At 42.7% G+C, this 24421-nt stretch carries 22 protein-coding genes; 6 read left to right on the top strand and 16 right to left on the bottom strand.

What is annotated here, in order from left to right:
* Positions 1–185: 185 nt before the first annotated feature.
* Together K9M52_RS10185 and K9M52_RS10180 are read right to left on the bottom strand one after the other, a co-directional pair.
* Positions 186–785 (bottom strand): hypothetical protein, encoded by a 600-nt coding sequence (locus K9M52_RS10185; protein ID WP_224068321.1) that lies wholly within the window; start codon positions 783–785, stop codon positions 186–188.
* A gap of 450 nt (positions 786–1235) precedes the next feature.
* Entirely contained in the window at positions 1236–3182 is a 1947-nt protein-coding gene (locus K9M52_RS10180; protein ID WP_224068320.1) for a heparinase II/III domain-containing protein, read from the bottom strand.
* Positions 3183–3522: 340 nt separating this feature from the next.
* On the opposite strand from K9M52_RS10180, the gene K9M52_RS10175 reads away from it, so the two are divergent.
* Together K9M52_RS10175 and K9M52_RS10170 are read left to right on the top strand one after the other, a co-directional pair.
* Entirely contained in the window at positions 3523–3894 is a 372-nt protein-coding gene (locus K9M52_RS10175; protein ID WP_224068319.1) for a hypothetical protein, read from the top strand.
* Between the two features lie 17 nt (positions 3895–3911).
* Complete coding sequence (locus K9M52_RS10170) at positions 3912–4787, top strand: formate/nitrite transporter family protein (protein WP_224068318.1); 876 nt, start codon at positions 3912–3914, stop codon at positions 4785–4787.
* A 77-nt stretch (positions 4788–4864) separates the two neighbouring features.
* Here K9M52_RS10170 and K9M52_RS10165 read toward each other — a convergent pair whose 3' ends face one another.
* Complete coding sequence (locus tag K9M52_RS10165; protein ID WP_224068317.1) at positions 4865–6364, bottom strand: malate:quinone oxidoreductase; 1500 nt, start codon at positions 6362–6364, stop codon at positions 4865–4867.
* Between the two features lie 245 nt (positions 6365–6609).
* Here K9M52_RS10165 and K9M52_RS10160 point away from each other — a divergent pair, with 245 nt between their 5' ends.
* The 3 genes from K9M52_RS10160 to K9M52_RS10150 all read left to right on the top strand — a co-directional run bounded on the left by K9M52_RS10160 (position 6610) and on the right by K9M52_RS10150 (position 9023).
* Entirely contained in the window at positions 6610–7710 is a 1101-nt protein-coding gene (locus tag K9M52_RS10160; protein WP_224068316.1) for a fatty acid desaturase family protein, read from the top strand.
* Between the two features lie 225 nt (positions 7711–7935).
* Complete coding sequence (locus tag K9M52_RS10155; RefSeq protein ID WP_224068315.1) at positions 7936–8505, top strand: Crp/Fnr family transcriptional regulator; 570 nt, start codon at positions 7936–7938, stop codon at positions 8503–8505.
* 74 nt (positions 8506–8579) lie between these two features.
* Positions 8580–9023 (top strand): carboxymuconolactone decarboxylase family protein, encoded by a 444-nt coding sequence (locus K9M52_RS10150; RefSeq protein ID WP_224068314.1) that lies wholly within the window; start codon positions 8580–8582, stop codon positions 9021–9023.
* Between the two features lie 119 nt (positions 9024–9142).
* Here K9M52_RS10150 and K9M52_RS10145 read toward each other — a convergent pair whose 3' ends face one another.
* Positions 9143–10813, bottom strand: a complete 1671-nt coding sequence (locus K9M52_RS10145) for a peptide MFS transporter (protein ID WP_224068313.1) — start codon at positions 10811–10813, stop codon at positions 9143–9145.
* A gap of 205 nt (positions 10814–11018) precedes the next feature.
* Here K9M52_RS10145 and K9M52_RS10140 point away from each other — a divergent pair, with 205 nt between their 5' ends.
* Positions 11019–11531: a DUF2480 family protein gene (locus K9M52_RS10140; protein ID WP_224068312.1), complete on the top strand. Its 513-nt coding sequence runs from the start codon at positions 11019–11021 to the stop codon at positions 11529–11531.
* A gap of 238 nt (positions 11532–11769) precedes the next feature.
* On the opposite strand, the gene K9M52_RS10135 is transcribed toward K9M52_RS10140, so the two are convergent.
* The 12 genes from K9M52_RS10135 to K9M52_RS10080 form a co-directional block, all read right to left on the bottom strand.
* Positions 11770–13197 (bottom strand): NADH-quinone oxidoreductase subunit N, encoded by a 1428-nt coding sequence (locus tag K9M52_RS10135; RefSeq protein WP_224068311.1) that lies wholly within the window; start codon positions 13195–13197, stop codon positions 11770–11772.
* Positions 13198–13280: 83 nt separating this feature from the next.
* Positions 13281–14708, bottom strand: a complete 1428-nt coding sequence (locus tag K9M52_RS10130; RefSeq protein WP_224068310.1) for a complex I subunit 4 family protein — start codon at positions 14706–14708, stop codon at positions 13281–13283.
* A gap of 42 nt (positions 14709–14750) precedes the next feature.
* Positions 14751–16673, bottom strand: coding sequence for an NADH-quinone oxidoreductase subunit L (gene nuoL / locus K9M52_RS10125; RefSeq protein WP_224068309.1), 1923 nt, complete (start codon positions 16671–16673; stop codon positions 14751–14753).
* Between the two features lie 68 nt (positions 16674–16741).
* Positions 16742–17065 (bottom strand): NADH-quinone oxidoreductase subunit NuoK, encoded by a 324-nt coding sequence (gene nuoK / locus K9M52_RS10120; RefSeq protein ID WP_224068308.1) that lies wholly within the window; start codon positions 17063–17065, stop codon positions 16742–16744.
* Positions 17066–17134: 69 nt separating this feature from the next.
* Entirely contained in the window at positions 17135–17647 is a 513-nt protein-coding gene (locus K9M52_RS10115) for an NADH-quinone oxidoreductase subunit J family protein (protein WP_224068307.1), read from the bottom strand.
* Positions 17648–17723: 76 nt separating this feature from the next.
* Complete coding sequence (gene nuoI / locus K9M52_RS10110; protein WP_224068306.1) at positions 17724–18296, bottom strand: NADH-quinone oxidoreductase subunit NuoI; 573 nt, start codon at positions 18294–18296, stop codon at positions 17724–17726.
* A gap of 142 nt (positions 18297–18438) precedes the next feature.
* Positions 18439–19488, bottom strand: a complete 1050-nt coding sequence (gene nuoH / locus K9M52_RS10105; protein WP_224068305.1) for an NADH-quinone oxidoreductase subunit NuoH — start codon at positions 19486–19488, stop codon at positions 18439–18441.
* Positions 19489–19503: 15 nt separating this feature from the next.
* Complete coding sequence (locus K9M52_RS10100; protein ID WP_224068304.1) at positions 19504–20595, bottom strand: 2Fe-2S iron-sulfur cluster-binding protein; 1092 nt, start codon at positions 20593–20595, stop codon at positions 19504–19506.
* Positions 20596–20661: 66 nt separating this feature from the next.
* The gene (gene nuoF / locus K9M52_RS10095) at positions 20662–22011 is read right to left on the bottom strand and encodes an NADH-quinone oxidoreductase subunit NuoF (protein WP_224068303.1); all 1350 of its coding nucleotides are present in this window, start codon (positions 22009–22011) and stop codon (positions 20662–20664) included.
* A 92-nt stretch (positions 22012–22103) separates the two neighbouring features.
* Positions 22104–22547 carry a VOC family protein gene (locus tag K9M52_RS10090; protein ID WP_224068302.1) on the bottom strand — a complete coding sequence of 148 codons (444 nt, stop codon included), beginning with the start codon at positions 22545–22547 and terminating at the stop codon, positions 22104–22106.
* 8 nt (positions 22548–22555) lie between these two features.
* The gene (locus K9M52_RS10085) at positions 22556–23068 is read right to left on the bottom strand and encodes an NADH-quinone oxidoreductase subunit NuoE family protein (protein WP_224068301.1); all 513 of its coding nucleotides are present in this window, start codon (positions 23066–23068) and stop codon (positions 22556–22558) included.
* Positions 23069–23149: 81 nt separating this feature from the next.
* Entirely contained in the window at positions 23150–24394 is a 1245-nt protein-coding gene (locus tag K9M52_RS10080; RefSeq protein ID WP_224068300.1) for an NADH-quinone oxidoreductase subunit D, read from the bottom strand.
* Positions 24395–24421 lie beyond the last annotated feature (27 nt).

Here is a 24421-nt window from a genome sequence, read left to right as displayed (position 1 = left end):
AAGGAGCAACGAGGCCATTATCGGGTCTATCTATAGAACCTCCTTATTTGCCAGGATGTTAGGAACCAAATAAGTACCATACTGCCTATTTTGGTACAGCTCAGAGAAGTTATAGATAGCTTTCTATTTTTCTTCTGATACGCTCTGGGTCAATTTCCTGAAATTGTGTAAAGACAATGTTCCGGCTAAAAGTGTAACATCTTATAGGCATTTTCAATCATTTTGGTAATTTTCCTAGTATCTTTTTTATTATAAAAATAATAGATTTCGGCATCTCCTATATTTTCTTTGTGCATGAAAACAATTCTACAACGATAGTAGCGACCTTTGTAAGGTTTTTCAAAATCCATCATATAATAATCACCAGCGATTGTTGCATTAAATAGACTCTGGCTTTTCTCAGATGAATAATAGTTTATCTTATGATTAATTGTGTCCGCCTTATGCCGGATAGGAAGCTTGTACTCAGTATTTGATTTTCTTCCCGGATACATTCTTTGTAATAATTTAGATGTATCCAGTTTATGAAATACCTTTATTTCGTGGAAGCCGATACAAATAGAACTATCCTCATTAAGTATCTCACCATCTAATGGATAAATATATTTAGTGGGGGTATAGCTAAAAAAAGAACAAGTACTTGTGTCAAAATGAAAGCCATTTGGCTCTTTATAAATTACCTTTGCTGACTCACATCGATACTTAAATACATTTTCCGTATTATTCTGACTGTAGGAAAGACCACAAATAAACTGAAAGAGAATAAGATAAATTAGAGATTTCATTTGATTGGAAATAAAATTGATAAGTTTCCATCTTAACTGTCGGTGTACCGATAGACATTACCAAGCCATTGAAATATTGCGTATACTGGCATCCCTGTTTTTTTGTAAATGTTGTTTAGTTTCGCTTCGAAAAGCCTTTCTGACAACTATCATCGGAAAATGGATTATAATATATAAGCTTCGTTCGGCGTTGAGGCACGAAAAGGTCGTATGAAATTTGTTATAATAAACACCATTCAGGTAATCAGAGCCGAAATTTATCAGTTTTTACAATTGTTTGTCAAATTATTATCACAGTCGGGATCCTGAGAGCAAGATAGAATGAAAAGCATAAAATTTCTCAAAGATTCTTTAATCTAACAATAGATCGACTGCCGTGTTGCCAATTTAAAAAACGTCTTCAAAGAACAAATATTGCCATAAATAACAGAAAATCTATGGGTCAGCAAATTACGGCTGTTCAAATGAGACCTTATACGCTCCATTCATTGTATGAGAAAGCACTTCGAAGCTGATCTTCCTGATGTTTTGCCCCCATGCATGCTCCAGACTTGGGTCTGTCAATTCTTTTGTTATTATCGACGGTCTTAACTGTTTTGGATCAAAACGGATAATCAATGCACCGTCAGATGTATTGCCTCTCAGGATAAGCTCATCATTTTCAACATCTACGTTCAGAGGTGTTATCAAGGATAATGAAGTAACCTGCTTATATTGGCTGAGCTTATACGACTCTTCTAATTCGATCCGATCTGCGGAAAACCTTAATACCCGCTTCCAGGAATCTACCCCGGCAGCAGCAGGATATGCCCCGGCAAGTTCCATGGACAGAGTCATAGTTTTGTTTCCCTCCACAACTTTCACCGCCTTTGCTTTATATTGTCCGCCGGCTTTTTGCATCGCTCCGTTGATTACGGGCAGGTTATGCCAGGCAGATTGCATGGTAAAGATCTTATACCGGTCCTTGCTAAAGGTTTGTTTCGTATAGGTTCCAACGCCCAGGTCAATGATAGCCGGCCGGCCAGCAGCATATATGATGAAGTTCCCAACATCATTATGGTTATGACTGGCGCCATTAGTACCTCCTTTAGCCGCTAAGAACAATCCGGCCGAGGAGGATTCTTTAGATCTGACGGTGAGTTCCTGAAGATCCGACAGCCAAGATTCTTTAATCAATGGCTGTTTCGCCGGGATATTTGCGATGTCCCGACAAATGCCAAGATAATCTACAAACCGTTCAAGCGCGCTACGTGCATTATACAAGTAATTGTACACACTCCCTCCTTCTTTTGCAAACCAAGCGGCAAATTGCTTCAATGTATCGTTTTTGCAGGCTTCTCCATATTCATATACAGATATGACATTCGGCGTCACGGTTGCATGTGCATCCCCATAGTTCACAAAATAATTTCTATCAATATTTGCCCGGTAGATATACTTTCCCATTTTTCCTATGAGTGGATGGGAAGCAATATCGGCTTTGCCCTGCGTAGCCGATTTTAGCTTAGACAAATAACCGATCAGGGCGCCGCCTGCCATACTCCAATATCCGGGGCCCTCATCACAGCCTCCATCGGCAGGATACTGGTTAATGAATATATCGACACTTTTCATCGTCTTATAGACCGTTGAATCTAATCGTGATTGATTATCCTCCACTAGTAATGCCGTCAGCAAAACACCGCTGTTTACTGTTGGATTCCAGTTGTTAACTGATTGACCTTTAAAGCCCAACCACCAAAAATCGGAACGGGATAAATATGGTTCTATGACGCGTCTTTCTAATTCATATTGAATGCGCTGGGGTAGAATATCGGATATCTGGGCCAATTGGTCCTTTAATAATAAATAGGTCCAGGACATCAATTCAGCCGTGCTGGCATCTCCTAAATCAATAATATTTTCCCCGGGTCTGGGTAGTGGTGAATATTGTCGTTGTATTGACAGATGCGCCGGATAGACCCATGTGCTTTCTTCGCAAATAGCCCAGATACCATCGACCAGTTGGGGAATAAATCTTTTCTGGCCTTCTATCAATTCTCCTATTGCAAGCGCACTTAGCACCTGACGCCGCTCCCGCCTTATCTTCTCATAATTTGTTCTATTACCATTTTCTCCGAATTGCAGATAAATGGTAGCCGGTAAATTTGGCCATTTAAAAGACAAATATTTTTCGGCATTGTGCACCAGTTTCTGTTTAACCGAATCTGGCAGAAAGTGGATTGCAGTCAGTACGGATTGTTTTTGGGTCGTCCTCCAGCGGTCAATAGATGATAAATAGGTTTGAATCTGCTGACGTGTTGATTGTTTTGTTAACCAGTTGCGCTGAGCAGAAATGAAGGATAGGGACCCCAACGACACCAGTAATACAAATAATGCGCGTATACCGAATCGCATAATCTCAGTTTTAGTTAAATCAAAATCATAATACCTCCCCGAATTTACAATATACTCATGAAGGAATTGCATCCGGTTGAAGTAAAAATATTATTTTTTATAATTAGTTAAATTTAAATATGAAAATATCAGCCCAATCTAACACATGTTAAATGGTATATATAATAATTTTATCAGGAACTGGTATTTATATGTCATTATTAACCCCTAATCAGATACAATAACATTATATATAATTTATCGCTATTCGTATGTTGTATTTGCAAAACAAGCTTCCATCTAAAATCACTTATCAAAAATGAAAAAAACAAAACGGTTTTATCCAGTAATCAAATTTACTATGATGCTAATACTGATGAGTCATTACAGTAACGCTCAGTCTACATCGCCACCACGTCTGTCTATTTGGGACGGTATGATCGTAGCGGGTTATGTTGGCCATGGCGGTTATGCCAATTTTGGAGGCCCCTCTATTAAATGGTTGCTGAATCCCATTTCCGTTGCTTTAGGCCTATTCCCTGCTGTGCGTATTAAAGAAGATAAAGTACCAGATGGGGTCAAAAAGAATTCTTTCATTACTCCTTCCACTGGTTTCGGCATCACATCTTCTTTCAGGCATCTTGTTTTGCAAATACCGGTTTTCTATGACACGAAAACGACCGTTCGTGATGGAAGGTGGCACTTGGGACTAGGTATCGGGTATAAATTTTAAAATAAAAAGATAATCATATGACGTACAACAAACCAACGGATGTGATAAGTGCGATGATCACTTCCGGCATCACTAAAATCAATTTAAGCCCCCGACACTTAATGATTAGAAGCCTTTTGTCAGGAGGGCTGCTGGGTATCGGTACATCTCTGGCTTTTACAGCTATTGTACAGACCGGACTCGGCATCACAGGCGCGATATTATTTCCGGCCTGCTTTGTCATCGTAATTATTCTGGGGCTCGAACTGGTGACGGGCAGCTTCGCTGTACTCCCCATCGCCTATTTTGATAAAAAAATGCGGTTCGCGCATATGGCAAAAAACCTCTGCATGGTATATATTGGAAATCTTTTAGGCAGCCTGCTCTATGCTTTATTATTCTGGGTTTCTATAACCAACTTGGGACATACACCTGATTCGCCCCTTGCTGCGGCTATCATAAAAGCAGCCGAAGGCAAGACGCTCCATTATGCACAATATGGTTTTGATGGTACTATTACCGCATTTTCAAAAGCTATATTATGTAATTGGATGGTTACGATGGCAGTCGTAATGGCATTCGCCTCTAATGCTGCTGGTGGCAAGATATTAGGAGCCTGGTTACCTATTCTGATATTTTTCGCGCAGGGCTATGAGCATGCTGTCGTCAACATGTTCCTTATACCTGCCGGCATGTTACTGGGAGCAAAGATTAGTTTTAGTGACTGGTGGTTGTATAATCAAATTCCGGTAACCATAGGTAACATAATAGGTGGCTCTATATTCACCGGTCTAGCTCTATATACCACCTATCACCTAAAAAAACCAAGCCCAAAAACACCGGAGCAGTGGCATGAAGAAGATGAAGCTAACGGAATCAGCGTAGAGTCTATAACAAGCAAAATGAGCAATTAGAAATTACTGGCGCATTGTAGTTAAAAACCAGTATGAAGGTATGTCCATACTGGTTTTTAACTAAAGCCTAGTATATCCTATGCTGATATAGGCCTGTTCAATTCAAGCGCTTCGGAAGTCCAGGAACGCATTTTCTGACACAGATCAGGGTGCTTCTCCAGGGACTGGCCAAAGCTAGGCACCATCTGAGTTAATTTATTTTGCCAGGCTTCTGATTGAAATTCTTTAGGAAAACATCGTTGAATGAGCTCTAACATAATAGGCACTGACGTAGAGGCGCCGGGGGAGGCCCCTAACAAGGCAGAAATAGAGCCATCAGCACTGGTAACGACCTCTGTGCCGAATTGCAGGATTCCACCTTTTTTAGGATCTTTTTTGATCACCTGCACCCTTTGGCCAGCGATCTCCAGTTCCCAGTCTTTTGCATCCGCATTAACATAAAACTTCTTCAACGCGTTTACTCTATCTGCAGGAGACTGACTGATCTGCTTGATTAAATATTTCAACAAAGCAAAATTAGTTAACCCTACTTTAATCATTGGCCAGAGATTGCTCCATTTAATAGATAAAGGCAAGTCCCAGTAAGAGCCATTTTTCAAAAACTTGGAAGAAAATCCTGCAAAAGGCCCAAACAGTAATGCGCGTTCCCCACCAATCATCCGGGTATCCAGATGTGGATCACTCATGGGGGGAGCGCCTACGGCAGGCTTGCCATAGACTTTTGCCTGATGTTGTTTAATGATGTCCGGATTAGTACATCTAAGCCATTGACCACTGGCCGGGAATCCACCAAATCCCTTTCCCTCAGGTATCCTTGATTTTTCAAGCAAAGGCAAAGCGCCGCCGCCCGCGCCAATGAATACGAATTTTGCGGTAGCTTTTTTGACCTGACCTGATGTAAGGTCTTTAATTTTTAATTGCCAGGATCCGTCCGATCTCTTCTTCAGGTTCGTAACTTCATGTCCTGTAAATATTTTTACACCCGCCGTGTTCTTCAGATAGCCGATCATCTGTCTGGCCAGTGCGCCAAAGTTGACATCAGTTCCGATATCCATTTTAGTCGCTGCCACCGGCTGTTTAGGATCTCTATCCTGCATAATAAGCGGGATCCATTCTTTAAGCTGCTGTTGTTCATCGGAAAACTGCATATCTTTAAAAAGGTTATACGTCTGCAGTTTATCATATCTCTTCCTCAAAAAACGAACGTTATCAGCTCCCCAGACAAAACTCATATGTGGAATCGGTGAGATAAAATCTTTTGGATCCTGTAACAATTTAGCCACTGAAAGATAGGCCCAGTATTGTTTAGAAAGCTCAAACTGCTCTGCGACCCTTAAAGCTTTTGTAGCATCAATGGTTCCATCTGGGAGTTCAGGGGTGTAGTTAAGCTCACAAAGCGCAGAATGGCCGGTTCCGGCATTGTTCCACGCATCAGAGCTTTCTTGTGCGATCTGGTCTAAGCGTTCATAAATTTCAATCGTTGCATTGGGCATCAGTTGATTCAGCATCGAGCCTAAAGTGGCACTCATAATGCCTGCGCCGATTAAGATAATATCCGGATTACTATTGCTATTCATTATAAATTTTTTCTATATTATCGCAGGATGTGTACAAATTTACAATCCAAATACCACCTACAAAAAATAAATAAAAAAATTGGCGTAATTCTATCGTAATGGTCACAAACTGAACGCGGATTAACAAAATATTAATTAAACGTTTGTTTAGTAGATTCACATTCAGTATCTTTAATATTGAAAACATTATTCCATTAAGAGGTGTTATTTCTGAAGAAGGAACACTTAATTATAAGAAGATATGTATGGCAACTTTGCACAAACCTATATTTGAAAAGGCGCCAAAAGATGATATTTTTAAAGCCATAACGGCAGAGGTACATGAACTGGTAAAAAATATACCAGACCAAACACGATATGGTGTTGTCAAGGCCTTTATTTTCCTGCTGATCTATTTGCTCAGTTATACGTTTATTCTGCTTTTTGGTGACCGCACCTGGGCATTGTTTCTATTTTATGCACTCTGCGGACTGAGTATGTTTCTGGTATTTTTGAACGGGTTTCATGACGCCGCACACAATGCATTGTTCAGATCTGCCAGAGCTAACCGCAACTTTTGCTATATTCTGGAATTTTTTGGCAGTAATAACTTTATTTGGCGCAAGCGTCATTTACTATTACATCATCCCTATCCCAATATAGCACACTGGGATATCGATGTTAAGCAAAGCGACCTGGCCCGTATCTCTTCCTCTGCCAGATGGCTTCCTGTCCATAAATATCAGCATATCTATATGTGGCTTCTTTATCCCATGTATACGCTAAATTGGTTGTATATCCGGGACTTCAAAGATTTTTTTGGACGCGAAGACAATTACCTTAAAAGAGTGGTAAAGATCCCTCGTATTGAGTATTTCAAATTGTTTTTCTTTAAACTGCTTAACATCGGAATAACGCTTATCATCCCTGCCATTATATTAGAACAACCCTGGCCCGTGGTGCTACTGGCCTGGTTTATAATGCACGTCGTAGCCAGCAGTTTTGGTGCAATTGCCTTACTATCCAGTCATGTAGATGAGGAGGCTGTATTTCCTGAACCTGACCCAGATGGCCACATCCATAATACCTGGTTTGGACATCAGCTATCTGTCACTAAAGATTTCAGTACCGACAGCAAACTTGTGAATTATCTTTACGGAGGCTTTAGTCTCCACATTGCCCATCATCTATTCCCCGGACTCTCTCATAGCTATTACCCCGCGATTACAAAGATCATCCGCAAATATGCAAAAGCCAATGACCTTCCCTATATTAATTATCCCTTTTACAAGGCAATCCGGTCACACTACCGGCTACTTAAAAATAATGGCCGCGAAAACAACCTTTTTAAAACGGGCGAACTCTGATGGCATCGCGGTATCTGTTGCGAACAATTTGAATAATCAATGTACGGCAGCTTGCTAACGGGTCAGTGACCCGTAATAATGCATATTCAAACAGAGATATTCAGGAGTTCTATAGAATCCCCCTTCGTTATACGCTATCAGTACAAAAACAAATTGACAAATGCCATTATTGCCATGAGATTTGGTTAATTTCACAACGCATATTAAAAAAAACCGCCTATTGTCATGGAACCATTGATCGCCCATATCCGACAGCAGTTATTATTATCCTCTGATGAGGCTAAACTAGTCATGGGTTATTTTACGCGGAAAAAGGTGGCAAAAAAAACATTATTACTAAAAGAGGGCCAAACCTGCAATGACCTTTTTTTTGTGGAAAAGGGCTGCCTCAGGCTTTACTTTGTAGATGACAAAGGTCGTGAACAAATTACCCATTTTGCCATTGAGAATTGGTGGCTGACAGATTATTTGGCTTTTGATACAGAAAATATCGCAGCGTTTAATATACAAACCGTAGAGGATAGCGTCTTGCTCCAGATAGATCGTAAAAGGCTGGCTGATTTGACGAAAATGGTTCCTGTAATGGACCGATATTTTCGGCTGAACCTGCAAAGAGCGTATGGAGCCGCTCAACGGCGTATTATGATGATGTATGAAAAATCCAAAGAGGCTTATTTCTTTGAGTTTATTGAAAAGCACCCCGAGTTTGCGCAACGTGTTCCGCAATATATGTTGGCCTCTTTTTTAGGATTTACACCTGAATATCTCAGTGAACTCCGCAAACGAAACAAATAATTTTTCTTAAACCAGTTTAAGAAGATCTTTCACACCCATAGATAACTTTGTGTTCTCATTAAAAATAAACAGTTATGCAAAAAAGAATCAATATTCTAAAAGAAGTTCCAAAGGCTTATCAGGCAGTATCTGAACTACAAAAGTATTTATCAAGCACTTCACTGACAGCCATTGAAAAAGGGTTGATCGAGATCCGCGCTTCCCAAATCAACGGTTGCGCATTTTGTATTAATATGCACACAACGGAGGCGCGCAAACACGGAGAAACAGAACAGCGTATATATCTGCTGAACGCCTGGAGAGAAGCAGATCTGTATACAGAAACAGAACGTGCCATCCTGGCCCTTACAGAGGAAATGACTTTGATATCTCAGGGAGGCGTCAGTGATGCCACCTATGCCGAAGCAGAACGTTTGCTCGGCGAACATAAATTAGCAGAAGTCATGATGGCGGTCGTCACGATCAATAGCTGGAACAGGATTGCCATCAGTACCCAGCTACCTGTTACCAAGGCATAGTGCAAGAAGGCCGATTAAGTGCAGAAACGCTTTTGCAACAAAAAACATCTGGCAGGATATGCGGTTTAAACCAGAATATCTTTCCAGATGTTTTCTATTGACGAGTTACTTTCAATATCCTAGCTACTACCGGTCTTTTCCCGTAATACGGCAGAGATTCGTTTACTGAGAACAAACATGATCAAACCTGCCACGGCAGCAGCGATCACCAAAATCAGGAAATAATTCTCTTTATGCGTAAAACTATCCCAGAAGGTAGCCATGAGTCCGGCTAACTTACCAGCAATGGCGTTGACGATGAACCAGGCACCCATCATCAATGCCGTGATTCTGGGTGGTGACAACTTCGAAACCAACGAAAGTCCGATCGGGCTCACCAGCAATTCTCCTATCGTAAATATGGCATAAGTCGCCACTATCCAGTAGGCCTCCGTTTTATTGTGGAATACATCTGTTGTCGAGATCGCAATATACATGACCAACGAAGAGATCCCGGCAAACCAGATGCCCATTCCCACCTTATTGGGTGTACTTGGTTCTTTCTTTTTTCGGGCCAGCCGGCCAAAGAGCCAAACCAGAATCGGTGTAAACAGGACGATAAAAAATGGATTTATCGACTGAAATATCTCGGTGGATAATAAGTTAAGGTGCCCGTCCTTCGGCCAGTCTTTTTGAGGTAAATTATTAAAATAAGTATCCGGCCCTTGCGTTTTTGCAAGGCTGCCATCAGGCCCCTGTGAAGATCTGAAATATTCATCATACTTGATGACTTCGTGAGGCTGAGTAGTAACAGGTTCCAGGAAACCAAATGGTTTGGTCACCTTCTCCAGGCCGGCTGGCATTTCCCGATTGGTATACTGATCTGCCCAGATTGTCAGTCCTGTACTATTCTGATTATAAATTACCCAGAAAACAATAGAGACCAGGAAGAAGGAAAATAATGCGCCGAGCCCTCTTTTATCTTCCCGGCTGGCTTTAATAAAGAGTCCTACATAGAATATAATAATAGGCACGCAGGCAAACATAAAGGCGTCATTAGAAGTCGTTCCGAAAATAGTATGTCCGATCATAGCCTGCATATTCCAACCAATAGCACCGGCAATAGCCGCCGGTAAAAATACGTAACCCAGGATCTTTTTCATCGGCATATCTTCTTTTTGCACCGGCTTTTTGACATCTCCTTCTGCAACAGTCTTATAGCCGAAAATAAACCAGATAAGAGCGATACTCATACCGACACCTGCAGCCATAAAAGCATAACCCCATCCGTAGTGATTACGCATATACGCCGCCACAAAGTTGCAGACAAAAGCACCAATATTAATCCCCATATAGAAGATATTGTACGCATTATCCTTCCGGGCCTTAAGTTCTTCCTTATTATAAATATTTCCCAGTAAGGTACTGATATTCGGTTTAAAGAATCCGTTGCCGGTAACCAATAGTAACAATGCTATGTACATCGGTGTCTTTCCAGGAATCGCTAATACAAAGTAACCTGCTGCCAACAGCGCTCCACCCAAGATGATTGCTTTTCTATATCCCAGATACCTGTCCGCAATCAGCCCCCCGATAAAAGGGGTCAGGTAAGCCATAGCAATATAAGAGCCGACAAGGTCCGTTGCCATCTTAAGATTAAAACCCGCCCCGCCATTACTAATCGGGTCTTTGAGATACAATAAGAAAATACCTACCATCAGGTAATAACCAAAACGTTCCCACATCTCTGTTCCAAATAACACCCATAAGCCTTTGTGGTGTTTTAGTTTTGCCGGTTGTACGGTTGCCATAATACTACTTTATGTTAATGAATGTTTGTTAGTTATAAAAGAGCCATAAAAATAAGCCATTTATTACATTATAGGCCGCCAAAATACAGAAGAAAATCGGTGTTTCGGCGTTTTTACGCCAATAATTTTGTTAGAAAGCTCATTACGACTCAAATCTGGCCACGTCTTAACGTTAATTTTCGGAACTTTGTATCAAATTTGAAGTATGGAAGATATCATTGTGAATAAAGTTGCAGAGAGTGGGATAGTTACGATCGACTTAGAAGACTTCTATCCGAGGGAAGAGATTATAGGTGTCGATATCAAACAATGGCTTTTTATGGATATGCTCCTTAAGGAGAAGCCCTTCAGGCAGTCGCTCAAAGAAATCAACTGGTCTTCCTATCAAGATAAATTCGTAGCTATATTTTGCTCGTCGGACGCCATTATTCCAAGATGGGCTTATATGTTGCTAGCGACTTACCTGACGCCGGTTGCAGCCGACATTTATATCGGCACTCCAGAAGAAATGGCCATGAAATTAATTGAAACGAAAATTGGTCAGCTGGACACAGAACAATATCAGGACAAAAGAATCATTCTCAAGGGCTGTGGTAAAATGAATGTAAACGCTGCCGTTTATTTCGCGATGACCAGACGGCTTCTCCCATTTGCACAAAGTATAATGTATGGTGAGGCTTGTAGCAGCGTTCCTGTTTTTAAAAGAAAAACAAAATAACTGACAACCGGTGATGCGCGGACAGCCGAATACATCCATCGCGACATTTTCAATCTTGACCGGGCTACCCTTTCCGTCAATGCTTTATGGTGGGGATGTACGTATATTTCGGGCTTCACGAAAAAGGCGAAAATCAGGTTGGTAGGGCGCTGTGCAGGAAAACAGAAACTGGTCTTTAGGTTTTTGAATGGAACAAAAATCTAAAGACCAGCGTAAATGATTTAGATCTGATTTTCTCTTAGAAATACAAGTAATTCAATATAATCTGCGGGAAGGTCCCCAATATGATAATAATCAGCGCCAGCACAACGGCCATAACTTTAAAACCTTTAGTAACCGGATACTTTAGTTCCACCGAACCTTCTTTAAAATACATAGACCAGATTACCCGGAAATAATAGAACACACTGATTACGGCAAACACTACCCCAACAATAGCTACCCAAAGATAACCGCCGGTTTGTATGACTGCCATCAGCATGTAATACTTCGCAAAGAAACCGATACTCAAGGGGATACCAGAAAGCGATAATAAAAAGATTGCGTTCGCAAATGCCAATGTCGGGTGCGACTTAGCCATCCCATTATAACCGGCCAGCGTATAATCTTTCATTTTAGCCAGAATGCCGAACAGGCCAATCGTTGCAACGCTATAAGCCACTACATACAACAGTAATCCTTCTTTAGCGGTTTCATTCAGGCTTAATAAGGCAAACAACATAAAACCCGCCTGGGCAATAGAAGAATATGCCAGCATCCGTTTGACACTTTGCTGGAAGATCGCCGTTATATTACCAAAGAGCAAGGTGGCGACAATGATAATTGAAAAGAGCATTTTCCAGTCAACACCTATAATCGCATTCTGTAAGATGCTGGTTTCCTGTTCTCTTAATGCAAACAGGCGAATAAATGCAATAAAAGCACCTGCCTTTACTATGGTCGCCATAAAGGAAGAGAAAACACTGGGAGAACCATCATATATATCCGGCGCCCAAAAATGGAAAGGCGCGGCAGAGACCTTGAAACACATACCCACGAGGATCAGCAGCATACCGGCCACATCCAGGAAAGACATGGGTTGATTAACGGCACCTGCTATCGAAGTATTGATCTCCGCAGTATGGTGTGTCAGGGCAAAGTCGCCCGTTCCTCCATACACCAGAGCAATCCCCATCAATAATATCCCCGTAGAGAAAGAACCCATTAAAAAATATTTAAGAGAGGCTTCGTTGCTTTTCAGGTTCTCCTTTCTGGCACCCGTCAGAATATATAGCGGTATAGACATAATTTCAATACCGACAAAGAGCATAAGCAGATTATTGTATGCAGAAAGAATAAATATTCCACACAGCACAAAGAAGATCAATGCAAAATACTCTCCGATATACTGCCCTACTTTTTCAATTTCTTTTTGAGAAAAGGCGCAAAACAAGAAAGTACAGGCAATGGCCAAAGTATTAAAATAAAGGCCGAAACGGTCGAACTTCAGCATATCGTACATAGGGATGTCCAACCAGGCATGACTGTATGTCTCGCAAATATTGGCCAGCAACAATATAATAAGTCCGACCAGTGCAATGCTCTTATAGGCTTTTGTGTTTTTTATAAAAGCACTGCTAAGCATCATCACTACACCTAAAATTGCCGACAGTATGATTGCGTTCATAGTTCTAACTAATTTTATATTCGAAGGGATGCCAAGTTCACACCCCTTTATTTACATTCTGTTTTAATATCTTGTCTCTTCAATTACTTAATACTCATTACTGCGTGTACAGTATCTTTAGTCAGGTCCAATAGCGGAGCTGGATAAACACCCAATATAAGAATAACGATCGTGATAATCACGAGTGCATATTGTGTATTTTTTGGCGCTTCTACCGCATTTTTGGTAAAATCGGAAACCTCACCATAAAACATTTTCTGCATAGCCCAAAGCGTATAGATAGCCACCAGGATAATACTGACACAGGCAAATACACCGGCCCAGACATTATAGCGGAACAGCCCATTAAACATCAGAAACTCTCCGATAAAAGAGTTGGTCAGTGGTAAAGAGACGTTAGCCAATGCCATGATCATGAACAATATTGCGAGTACCGGCGCTTTGGTTGCCAATCCTCCCATTTCACTAAGCTTCCGTGTACCGATTTGTTGTTCTATGGCAGTTGCTACGATCCATAACCCAAGAACATTGATTCCATGGTTAAACATTTGAATCATAACACCTTCCATACCTATTTGCTGCAAAGAGAAAACAGCTGCACACATAAGTCCGATATGCGCAATAGAAGAATAGGCGATCAGTCTTTTCAAATCGTCCTGTCGGATAGCAATAAAGGATGCATATAACAATCCGATAACGGCAAAGATGATAATAATATGATTAAAGTGTTGTGCAGCCTCAGGAAAAATCGGCAATACATACCGTATGGTTGCGTATATCCCCATTTTTACCATAACCGCGCTTAGAACCATAGTTCCGGCAGAGGGAGCCTGTTCGTATGCATCCGGCTGCCAAGTGTGTAAAGGAAAAACGGGCATTTTAATGGCAAAAGCGATAAAGAAGAGCCAGAACCCGACATTCTGTTCCGTTGTGGTCAGATGCAAGTTATAAAAGGCTTCCAATGCAAAGCTGTGATCTGGTGTCTTTAGATATAAATAGATAATACCAATCAGTAAAAGCAGCGATCCTAGAAATGTATAGATAAAAAATTTAAAGGTGGCCTGGATCTTCTTCTCCCCACCGTACTGAGAACAGAGAAAATAGACCGGGATCAAGGCCAACTCCCAAAAAAAGTAGAATAACAAGACATCTGCCGCTAAAAAGACGCCCATCATTCCTGCCTGCGTAAGCAGCAGTAGGCCAAAAAAATTACCTGAATTGCTGTATTTCTCTCTGATGGTAGAGGATAAGATAAGCGGTAATGCTACCGCATTCAGCAAACAGAGCATTTTGGCCATTCCGTCCATAGAGAGCGAGAAGTCGCTGCCAATCTGGGGCAGCCACTGCTGGTCCAGCGTTATAGTTCCTTTTGCAGTCATTACCAGTACCAGGGCAGCCAGAAATGTCAAAAGAGAAGCGCCTAGTGCCAGCGTCCGGGCAGCTTTCCCATTTTTTACAAAAAAGGAAATAATGCCTGCGGCAACCGGAATTAAAATGAGTAAAACTATCATATCTGTATTGTAATCTCTTTACAAATGTTTTTAACGGACTTATTACTTAAACACCCAATGAATAAATTTCAGGATATATGCCTGGTTCCAAAACGCTACAAATAACACCACTAGCGACAATACCATCATCAGTATATAACCGCCGACCTGGCCACTCTGCACCAGACGGATCTGCCGGGAAGTATACTGGACAAATCTTCCTGTACCATTAACAATACCGTCAATAACGCGTTTATCAATAATATTTTTCAGGAATCCGCTGAATTTCAGAAGTGGTTTTGCGATTACAGCATCATAAATCTCATCTACGTACCATTTGTTAGCTAATACGCTACTAAGCCCTTTCTCTTCACTCGCATCCAACTCATAGTTGCTGAATTTCTTCCAGGCCCAGATAATACTCACAATGACCAAGACCGTGGTTACACCCATCAACATCCACTCCGTACCGTGTGACAGGTGCTCGGCATGTTCCGGCAAATCACTAAACACGGGTGATAAAAACTGTTCCAGGATATGCGCATTGGGTGCAAACAGCGCCGGAATGCCAACAAAACCGGCAATTACGGCCAATACAGCCAGAATAGAAAGTGGAATGGTCATCGCTTTGGGGCTCTCATGTAGATGGTGCTCTTGTTCTTCCGTTCCTCTGAACTTGCCCAGGAAGGTCATCGCATAGATCCTGAACATATAAAAAGCAGTAAACAGAGCACCTAACACACCAAAATAATAGAGTATCGGACTGCTGGCATAAGCAGCGGCCAGAATCTCATCTTTGGAAAAGAATCCGGAGAATGGTGGAACGCCAGCGATGGCCAGACATGCCAATAAGAATGTAATATGGGTAACGGGCATGAACTTCTTCAAACCTCCCATGTAGCGGCTATCCTGTTGGCCTCCCATTGCATGGATTACCGAACCGGCACCCAGAAATAATAAAGCTTTAAAGAAGGCATGGGTCATTACATGAAAGACCGCGCCGCCATACGCGCCCACACCGAGGCCCAGGAACATATACCCTAACTGGCTCACCGTAGAATAAGCCAGTACTTTTTTGATATCGTTTTGTTTTAGGGCGATAGAAGCCGCGAATACGGCAGTTGCTACGCCGATAATGGCAATGATCTGATTGGTAAATGGGGCCAGTGAATACAGAAGATGGCTTCTGGCAATCATGTAAATACCTGCGGTTACCATTGTAGCAGCATGAATCAGGGCGGAAACAGGCGTCGGTCCTGCCATCGCATCCGGCAACCAGGTATATAATGGGATCTGTGCGCTTTTACCGGTAGCCCCTACAAATAATAACAAAGTTATTGCAGTAATATCAGTAGTAGTGAATTTCGCCAGCATGGCCGGGGTGAACAGTTCACTATAAGTTAATGTGCCTGCCTTGGCCAGTATCCAGAACAGGGCGACCAAAAAGCCGAGGTCACCTATTCTGTTCATCACAAATGCTTTTCTGGCGGCGTAGTTAAATTGATTATTTTTAAACCAATAGCCGATCAGTAAATAAGAACATAACCCTACACCTTCCCAACCAATAAACATAATCAGGAAGTTTGCTCCCATGACCAGCAGCAACATGGAAAATACAAATAAATTAAGATAAGCGAAATAACGGGCAAAATGCGGGGCTGTCTCCTCGTGCATATAGGCACTGGAATACAGGTGAATCAAAAAACCCACGCCTGTAATAATCAGTAAAAATAAAGAGGTCAGCTGATCCACCTGAAAAGCAAAGGGGATCTTAAAGTCTGCCACATGAATAAAATCAAAATAAGTTCTGGTAGCGGCTCCGCCAGCTTTGACATCAAAAAACAATACAAGGCTAACAATAAATGAAGCCAGAAGTACCCCGCAACCAACCAGGGTGACAGCTTGTTTACTGAGCTGTTTACGGAAAAGCCCGTTGATCAAAAAACCAACCAAGGGAAATAATGGTACTAAATATGCTAAATTCATAATGATTATTAATCAGTTCTAAATAGTAATATGCTTAATAACGCTCCTTGTTAACTGCGTTTCTAATATTAGTTCTTCAATCTGTTCAAAAAGTCTACGTCCACAGAGTGGGTATTTCTGTAGAGCATGACGATAATCGCAAGCCCCACGCTAACCTCTGCCGCAGCAACGACCATTACAAAAAATACAAATAGCTGCCCGTCAATACCTGCCAGCGGCGCGCCGGCAGTAGCGGCATGTGTTTTAGAAAAAGCAACCAACAACAGATTGGCAGCATTCAGCATCAACTCAATGCACATAAAAACAATAATAGCATTACGGCGGATCAGTACCCCCACAACCCCGATACTAAATAAAGTGACCGCCAGTGCGATATAATATTGAATAGGCATAAACTATAATTGTAACTCTTTTATTAATATGTTGAACTGTTTGTTATGATGAGATAACAGACAGAAATACTAGTTTTTCTTACCAATGACGACAGCGCCTACCATTGCACTCAAAAATAAAACGCTGCAGAGTTCAAAAGGCAGTGCATATTGGGTAAACAAAACATGACCCAGGTTTTTAATCAATCCGATATCCCCCGTATTGACAGTCGCGATCTTAGGATGTCCTTTAGTCTGTTCGGCAAAGGTCCGGACAACAGAGATCAGGATCCAAAGCAACATACCCCCTGAGATCACGCCGGCCAGTTTCATCCAGAGATTCTTTTTAAGTTCAGTCCGGGTATTTAGATTCATGAGCATGATCACAAACAGGAAGAGTACCATGATCGCCCCCGCGTAAACAATAATATTGACAATCGCCAGAAACTGGGCGTTGAGCATAATATAGTGACCGGAAATCGCAAAAAAGGTAGCGATCAGCCACAAAACACTATGCACCGGGTTCTTGCTCACCAGCACCATAATGGCACTAAAGAGTGTCAGCGCACATAATATCCAAAAAACGATAGCGGTTATTCCCATCTTAATAGTTTCAAATGATTGTTCAGTTCCCGGGACAAGTTAACGACTTGTTGACTGACCCGATATTTCATTATCCTTACTTTTTCAATTTTTCAAATGCCTCTGCCGTTGTTTCCACATTTCTACCCAGTGCAGCCTGGTAAGCTTCGGGTTCTGTATTCGGGTTTGGAATAAGCAAATCCGGCTTACCGTAGATAAATTTCTTACGGGCAAAATCAGAGGGTGTAAAAGTCTCAGAAAGATAAATGGCATCCTTGGGACAAGCTTCCTCACATAAGCCACAAAAAATACAACGCAGCATATTGATCTCATACTTCGCCGCATATTTCTCTTCTCTATAAAGCGACTCTTCACCTGGAAGTCTTTCAGCTGCTTCCATCGTAATGGCTTCCGCCGGACAGGCAACCGCACAAAGCCCGCATGCCGTGCAACGTTCTCTGCCTTCTTCGTCTCTATTCAGCACATGTAAACCTCTGAATACAGGACTGAATGGCCTTTTTTGTTCGGGAAAGGACACCGTTGCTTTTTTCTTAAAAAAATGCTTCAGCGTAATGGCCATACCCCGGGCGATTTCCGGAATATAGATCTTCTCCGCAAAAGTCATCGGACTCCGGTTAACATCTGCCTTTCTATTGGTTAAAGACTGCATAATTGCTATTCTATTTCTGTTTGGTCCGGTTGTTCATTTGTGAACGAAACGCAGACTTAAATTTTCTAAATTCATACTCAGGCACATCTCTTTATCTCTATATTCCTGCCTCAGCAAAATACCTGTATTTATCTTCCACCTATTAATGATTCAGCCACAATATCACTATAGCCGTTAAAATCATATTAGCCAGTGCCAGCGGTAAGAGTTTTTTCCACCCCAGCTCCATCAGCTGGTCATAGCGAAATCTCGGAATGGTCCAACGCACCCACATAAAGATAAATATAAAGATCACGATTTTTATCATCAGCGCAACGATACCCACCAGCGCTGCCAAATTGGGAGATAAAAGACTCTCGTTGAGGAAAGGCACATCGTAGCCGCCAAAATAAAGCGTTGCCATCACTGCACTCGCCACAAACATGTTGACATACTCCGCAAAAAGATAAAACCCGAGTTTCATAGAAGAATATTCCTGATGGTATCCCATGTTTAATTCATTCTCTGCTTCGGATAGATCAAAGGGGGTACGATTACACTCTGCAAAAATGCACACAATAAAAATTAAAAAACCGAGTGGCTGATACGCAATATTCCACAAATGACCCGGGGCCATCTGTTGTTCTACAATATCTTTCAGGCTTAGCGAACCAGTCAGCATAAGCAGGGAAATCAGGGCGATCCCCATCGCCAACTCATAGCTGATCGCCTGGGAGGCGCCTCTTAATGCAGCAAGCAGAGAGAATTTATTATTAGAGGCCCAGCCTCCAATCATAATGCCATAAACACCGATACTGACGGCGCCAAAAATATACAGAATGCCGATATTCACATCAGCGACCTGTAAAGGAATATTTCTGCCACCAATTTCCAGATGACTGGACCATGGGATCACGGCGCTGGTAATTAATGCCGCAGTCATCGCCATGCCAGGCCCTAGGATAAACAGCCATTTATTGGCAGAATTGGGAATAATTTCTTCTTTAAAAATCAGTTTCGCGCCATCGGCAAAGGGCTGCAAAAGTCCAAAGGGACCTGCGCGGTTCGGACCGATACGGTCTTGCATAAAGCCGGCCACCTTTCTTTCAGCCCACGTGGAATACAGGGCTATTCCCAGTGAACCAAAAATGACGACTGCGATAAGTATCAACTTCTCGATGATGAGCGTCCAGTCAAATGCTAATAATGTCATGCCTTATCGGATTTACTATTTATTTTCCTCGTTTTGCTTAAAATCAGTTGAATGTGCAGGGCCTTCGATTAAACTCAGGTCCCGGTTAGGTTTATTCACTTCGCTTACATCGTGAATATCCAGAAACAATCTGGGTTCCTTACCAATTACTTCATCAATGGTTTCCTTGGGGTTAACCATGCCGATGTATTTATTCTGGCTAATCACAGAATGACGGTTGATAACCCTTGGGCCTTCAATGATCCAGTCACTGGTTTTCTTTTTGTCAAACCGGCATTCATTACAGATCCAGTCCTCAACTTCTCCCCACTGATCCTTGCGGGCAGTGACTCTGTATACTTCGTCCCCCCTGTTCCAAAGGGTTACTTTACCGCTGCAGGTAGGACAATCCCTATGTGCATTCAGTGGCTTTAAGAACCAGACTCTATTTTTAAATCTGAAGGTTTTATCCGTTAGGGCTCCCACCGGACATACATCAATGACATTTCCGATAAACTCCTTATCCAGGCTCTTTTCTAAATAATCAGAAATTTCCGCTCTTTCACCGCGCTCCAGGACACCGTGCTCACGCTTACCGGTTAATTGGTCGGCTACCATAACACAACGGTAACAGAGAATACAGCGCGTCATGTGTAGCTGTATCTTATCGCCCAGTGTATGTTTTTCGAATGTACGGCGCTGGAATTCATAACGTGTACCCGCGCCACCATGATTATAGGAAAGATCCTGCAGATGGCATTCTCCTGCCTGGTCGCAGATAGGGCAATCTAGCGGATGATTGATCAATAAAAATTCAACCACACCTTTACGGGCATCCACCACACGTTCGGAAGTCAGGTTTTTAACTTCCATACCATCCATCACCGTAGTACGGCAACTGGCAACCAGTTTAGGCATGGGCCTGGGATCCTTGTCTGAACCTTTGCTGACTTCCACCAGACAGGTACGGCATTTACCGCCACTGCCTTCCAGTTTAGAATAATAACACATGGCCGGAGGTGCTACTTCAGGGCCAGCCTGACGCGCAGCCTGTAAAATCGTGGTCCCTGCCGGCACTTCTACCGTCACATTATCTATGGTTACCTTAAATAGAGGTTGTTCTGCCATCACAATTTAATTTTCCCCGGCAATTTTTTTCGAAACCGGGATTAATAAACCTTTTTTATTTCCCCGTCACGCAATCACCGGAATCTCCCTCGGATCAGCATAATGCGCTAAACCATAATTGCGCTGTTGCGCTTCCTCGGGATGCAATACATGCCATTCAAACTCATCCCGGAAATGGCGGATCGCTGCCGCAACCGGCCAGGCAGCTGCATCACCAAGCGGGCAAATCGTATTGCCTTCAATTCTACGTTGTACGTCCCAGAGCAGATCAATATCTTCCATTTTACCCTTGCCGTACTCGATGTTTTTTAAAATGCGCCACATCCAGCCTGTGCCTTCTCTACAGGGGCTACACTGACCACAGCTCTCATGCATGTAAAAGTGAGCGAGCGTCATGGTGTGCTTAACTACACACTGATCTTCATCCAGCACAATAAATCCACCGGACCCCAGCATGGTTCCGGTCTGGAATCCTCCATCAGACAGACTCTCATAGTTCATATACCGAGTCTCGCCTTTGGCTGTTTTTAACAACAAGTTCGTTGGAACAATGGGTACAGAAGATCCCCCTGGAATACAGGCTTTTAAACGCCTGCCATTCGGGATACCGCCGCACCACTCGTCGCTGTATATAAAATCTTCAACTGAAAGATCAAAAGGAATTTCATAAACACCCGGCTTATTCAGATTACCGCAGGCTGAGATCAGCTTAGTCCCGGTAGATTTACCGACGCCGATATTCCCATAGGCTTCGCCACCCATATTAATGATCGGAACGACTGCTGCCAGTGTCTCTACGTTATTTACTACGGTCGGACGCATCCAGACACCCTGTACGGCCGGAAAAGGCGGCTTGATCCGTGGGTTACCGCGTTTCCCTTCCAGGCTTTCTATTAAGGCTGTTTCTTCTCCGCAGATATAGGCACCCGCACCACGGTGTACATATATCTCCAGATCAAAGCCGGTTCCCAGAATGTTCTTACCCAGAAACCCGTTATTCTTCGCTTCCTGAATGGCCTGTTCCAGAATATCCACAATCCACGCATATTCTCCGCGGATATAAATATATGTTGCATGGGATCCCAGCGCGAAGCTGGATACGATCAACCCCTCAATTAATAAATGTGGCAAAAACTCCATCAGATACCGGTCTTTGAAAGTTCCCGGTTCAGATTCATCCGCATTACAGACCAGATGTCTGGGTACACCTTCCGGTTTGGCCAGAAAACTCCATTTTAGTCCCGTCGGGAATCCGGCGCCGCCTCTTCCCCTAAGGCCACTTTTTTTGACCTCCTCTACGATCTCGTCGGGCGTCATCTTTAAGGCCTTCTCCACACTCCTGTATCCCCCGTGTTTACGATAGGTATCGTAGTAGCGAATCCCTTCAATATGTGCGTTCTCTAATAATAGTTTCATTATCTGTAATCTATTAATCTTATATTTCAGTAAGTAAATACCTTCTACATCGCAGAGGCCATACTTTCAAAAACCTTTTACTCATTCGTCACCTAGGGTGTAGAACTGGATGAATCTTCATTTTGGTAATCGTAATTCAACATCCATCGAACACCGAACTTATCAGTGACCATCCCGAATTTCGCCCCCCAGAAGGTCTTTTCCAACGCCATGGTCACCGTTCCTTCTACTGCCAGCCGCGTAAAAACCTCATTGATCTGCTGCTCATCTGTAAAATTCAGCGCCAGTTGTACCTGATCCCCGGCATTTACTTTCGTTGCCGAATCAGGTGTATCGCTGACCATCAGCTGAAGATCTCCAGATTGAAAGGCACCATGCATGACCTTATCTTTCCAAGCCTCCGGCATCCCGTCTGCCAACTCCGACTCTCTGAATGTTTGCGCGTAAAGAATTTCTCCTCCCAGTGCCTGCTTATAAAAAGCCAGGGCATCCGCCGCGTTCCCCTCAAAGGTCAGATAGGGTATAATGCCTTCCATCCTTCTGACTAATTTAATTTCATACTTCCTGCCCTGCACTCCTCTATAATCTTGTCCACTTTCTCCCGGGTCAGATGTTCTTTATAAAATTTACCCAACTGCATCATGGGCGCGTAGCCGCAGGCACCCAGACACTCAGCGGGCTTTAATGTAAACAGGCCATCAGCCGTGGTTTCTCCTGGTTTGATGCCTAGTTTTTCTTCAATATATTGAATGATATCGTCACTGCCATTTAACATACACGGACCGGTCTTGCAAACTTCAAAAACATATTTACCAATCGGCTTTGTATTGAACATCGTATAAAAAGTGGCCACTTCATATACTTCAATGGGCTTGATATCCAATAGTCCGGCCACATAATCCATTACCGGCACAGCCAGCCAGCCGCCGAAATTGTCCTGGGCTAAATGCAACACAGGAATAAGGGCGCTTTTTTGCTTCCCTTCAGGATATCGGCTGATAATTTCCTTCACCTTATTCAATGCCTCGTCTGAAAATCGGACTTCTGTTGCTTCCATTACTTCCATTAAATTGAGTCAATCTTAAATTTTAAAAATGCACCAGATACAGGGCTGTCGCTAATCAATACAAATAACAACCTATGCATCCATTTCACCGGCGATCAGATTCAGGCTGCTCATTACAATGATCGCATCACTGATCATGGCGCCTTTGGTCAGTTCTGAATAAGCCTGATAGTAGATAAAGCAGGGTCTTCTGAAGTGCAGACGATAAGGTGTGCGGCCTCCGTCGCTGATCAGATAAAAGCCCAGTTCTCCATTGGCGCCCTCTACACTGTGGTAGACTTCCCCTTTCGGAATCTCGGTCTCACCCATGACGATCTTAAAGTGATAGATCAGTGCCTCCATCTTCGTGTAAACATCTGCTTTCTCCGGCAGATAGAAATCCGGCGCGTCTGCATGATAGATCTCTGCCTCTGTTCCTTTAAATTGCTGAATTTTTTCGTAAGCCTGGTTAATAATTTTCAGAGATTCCCACATCTCACCGTTACGGACCAGATAGCGGTCATAACAGTCGCCGGTGGTTCCCACAGGGATATTAAAATCAAAATCTTCGTAACTGCTATAAGGCGTGTGTACACGAACATCGTAGTCCACACCGGCAGCACGAAGATTAGGCCCGGTAAATCCGTAATTGAGGGCACGCTCTGCGGAAATCGGCCCCGAACCGATACATCGGTCCATAACGATACGGTTGCGTTGGGTCAACGCTTCAAATTCTTTTAAGGCCTTCGGGTATTCTTTCAGGAATTTCTCCAGCTTACCCCAGGCAGTGCTGTTGAAATTTCGCTCGAAACCGCCAATTCGGCCAATATTAGTCGTCAACCGGGATCCGCAGATCTCTTCATAAATCTCATAAATGAGCTCTCTGTATTCCATTAGATACAGGAAGGGAGTAAATCCCCCTGCGTCCACGATCATAATGGAGTTACAGATCAGGTGATCTGAAATCCTGGCCAGTTCCATTATAATAATACGCAGGTAATCGACTCTCTTAGGCGTCTTAATGCCCAGGAGCTTTTCGCAGGTCATGTGCCAGCCCATATTATTAATGGGACTGCTGCAATAGTTTAACCTGTCGGTGAGCGGAGTGATCTGATACAGAGGCCTTCTTTCAGCGATTTTTTCAAAAGCACGATGAATATAGCCGATGGTCTGTTCTGCGGAAACAATACGCTCCCCATCCACCTCAAGAATATTCTGAAAGACACCATGGGTGGCAGGATGGGTCGGTCCCAGGTTTAGGGTGGTCGTTGTCTTTTCAATCGACCCGTCGGGAAGCTTGATATTATTATTCTGAACTTGTTCTTCTGTCATTGCCATAACATTCGCGCTTTCTCTTTATTATAA

Source organism: Arachidicoccus terrestris, assembly GCF_020042345.1.
GTDB lineage: Bacteria > Bacteroidota > Bacteroidia > Chitinophagales > Chitinophagaceae > Arachidicoccus > Arachidicoccus terrestris.
Note: the sequence above shows the minus strand (reverse complement) of the source record. Positions and strands in the feature narration are given on the sequence as shown.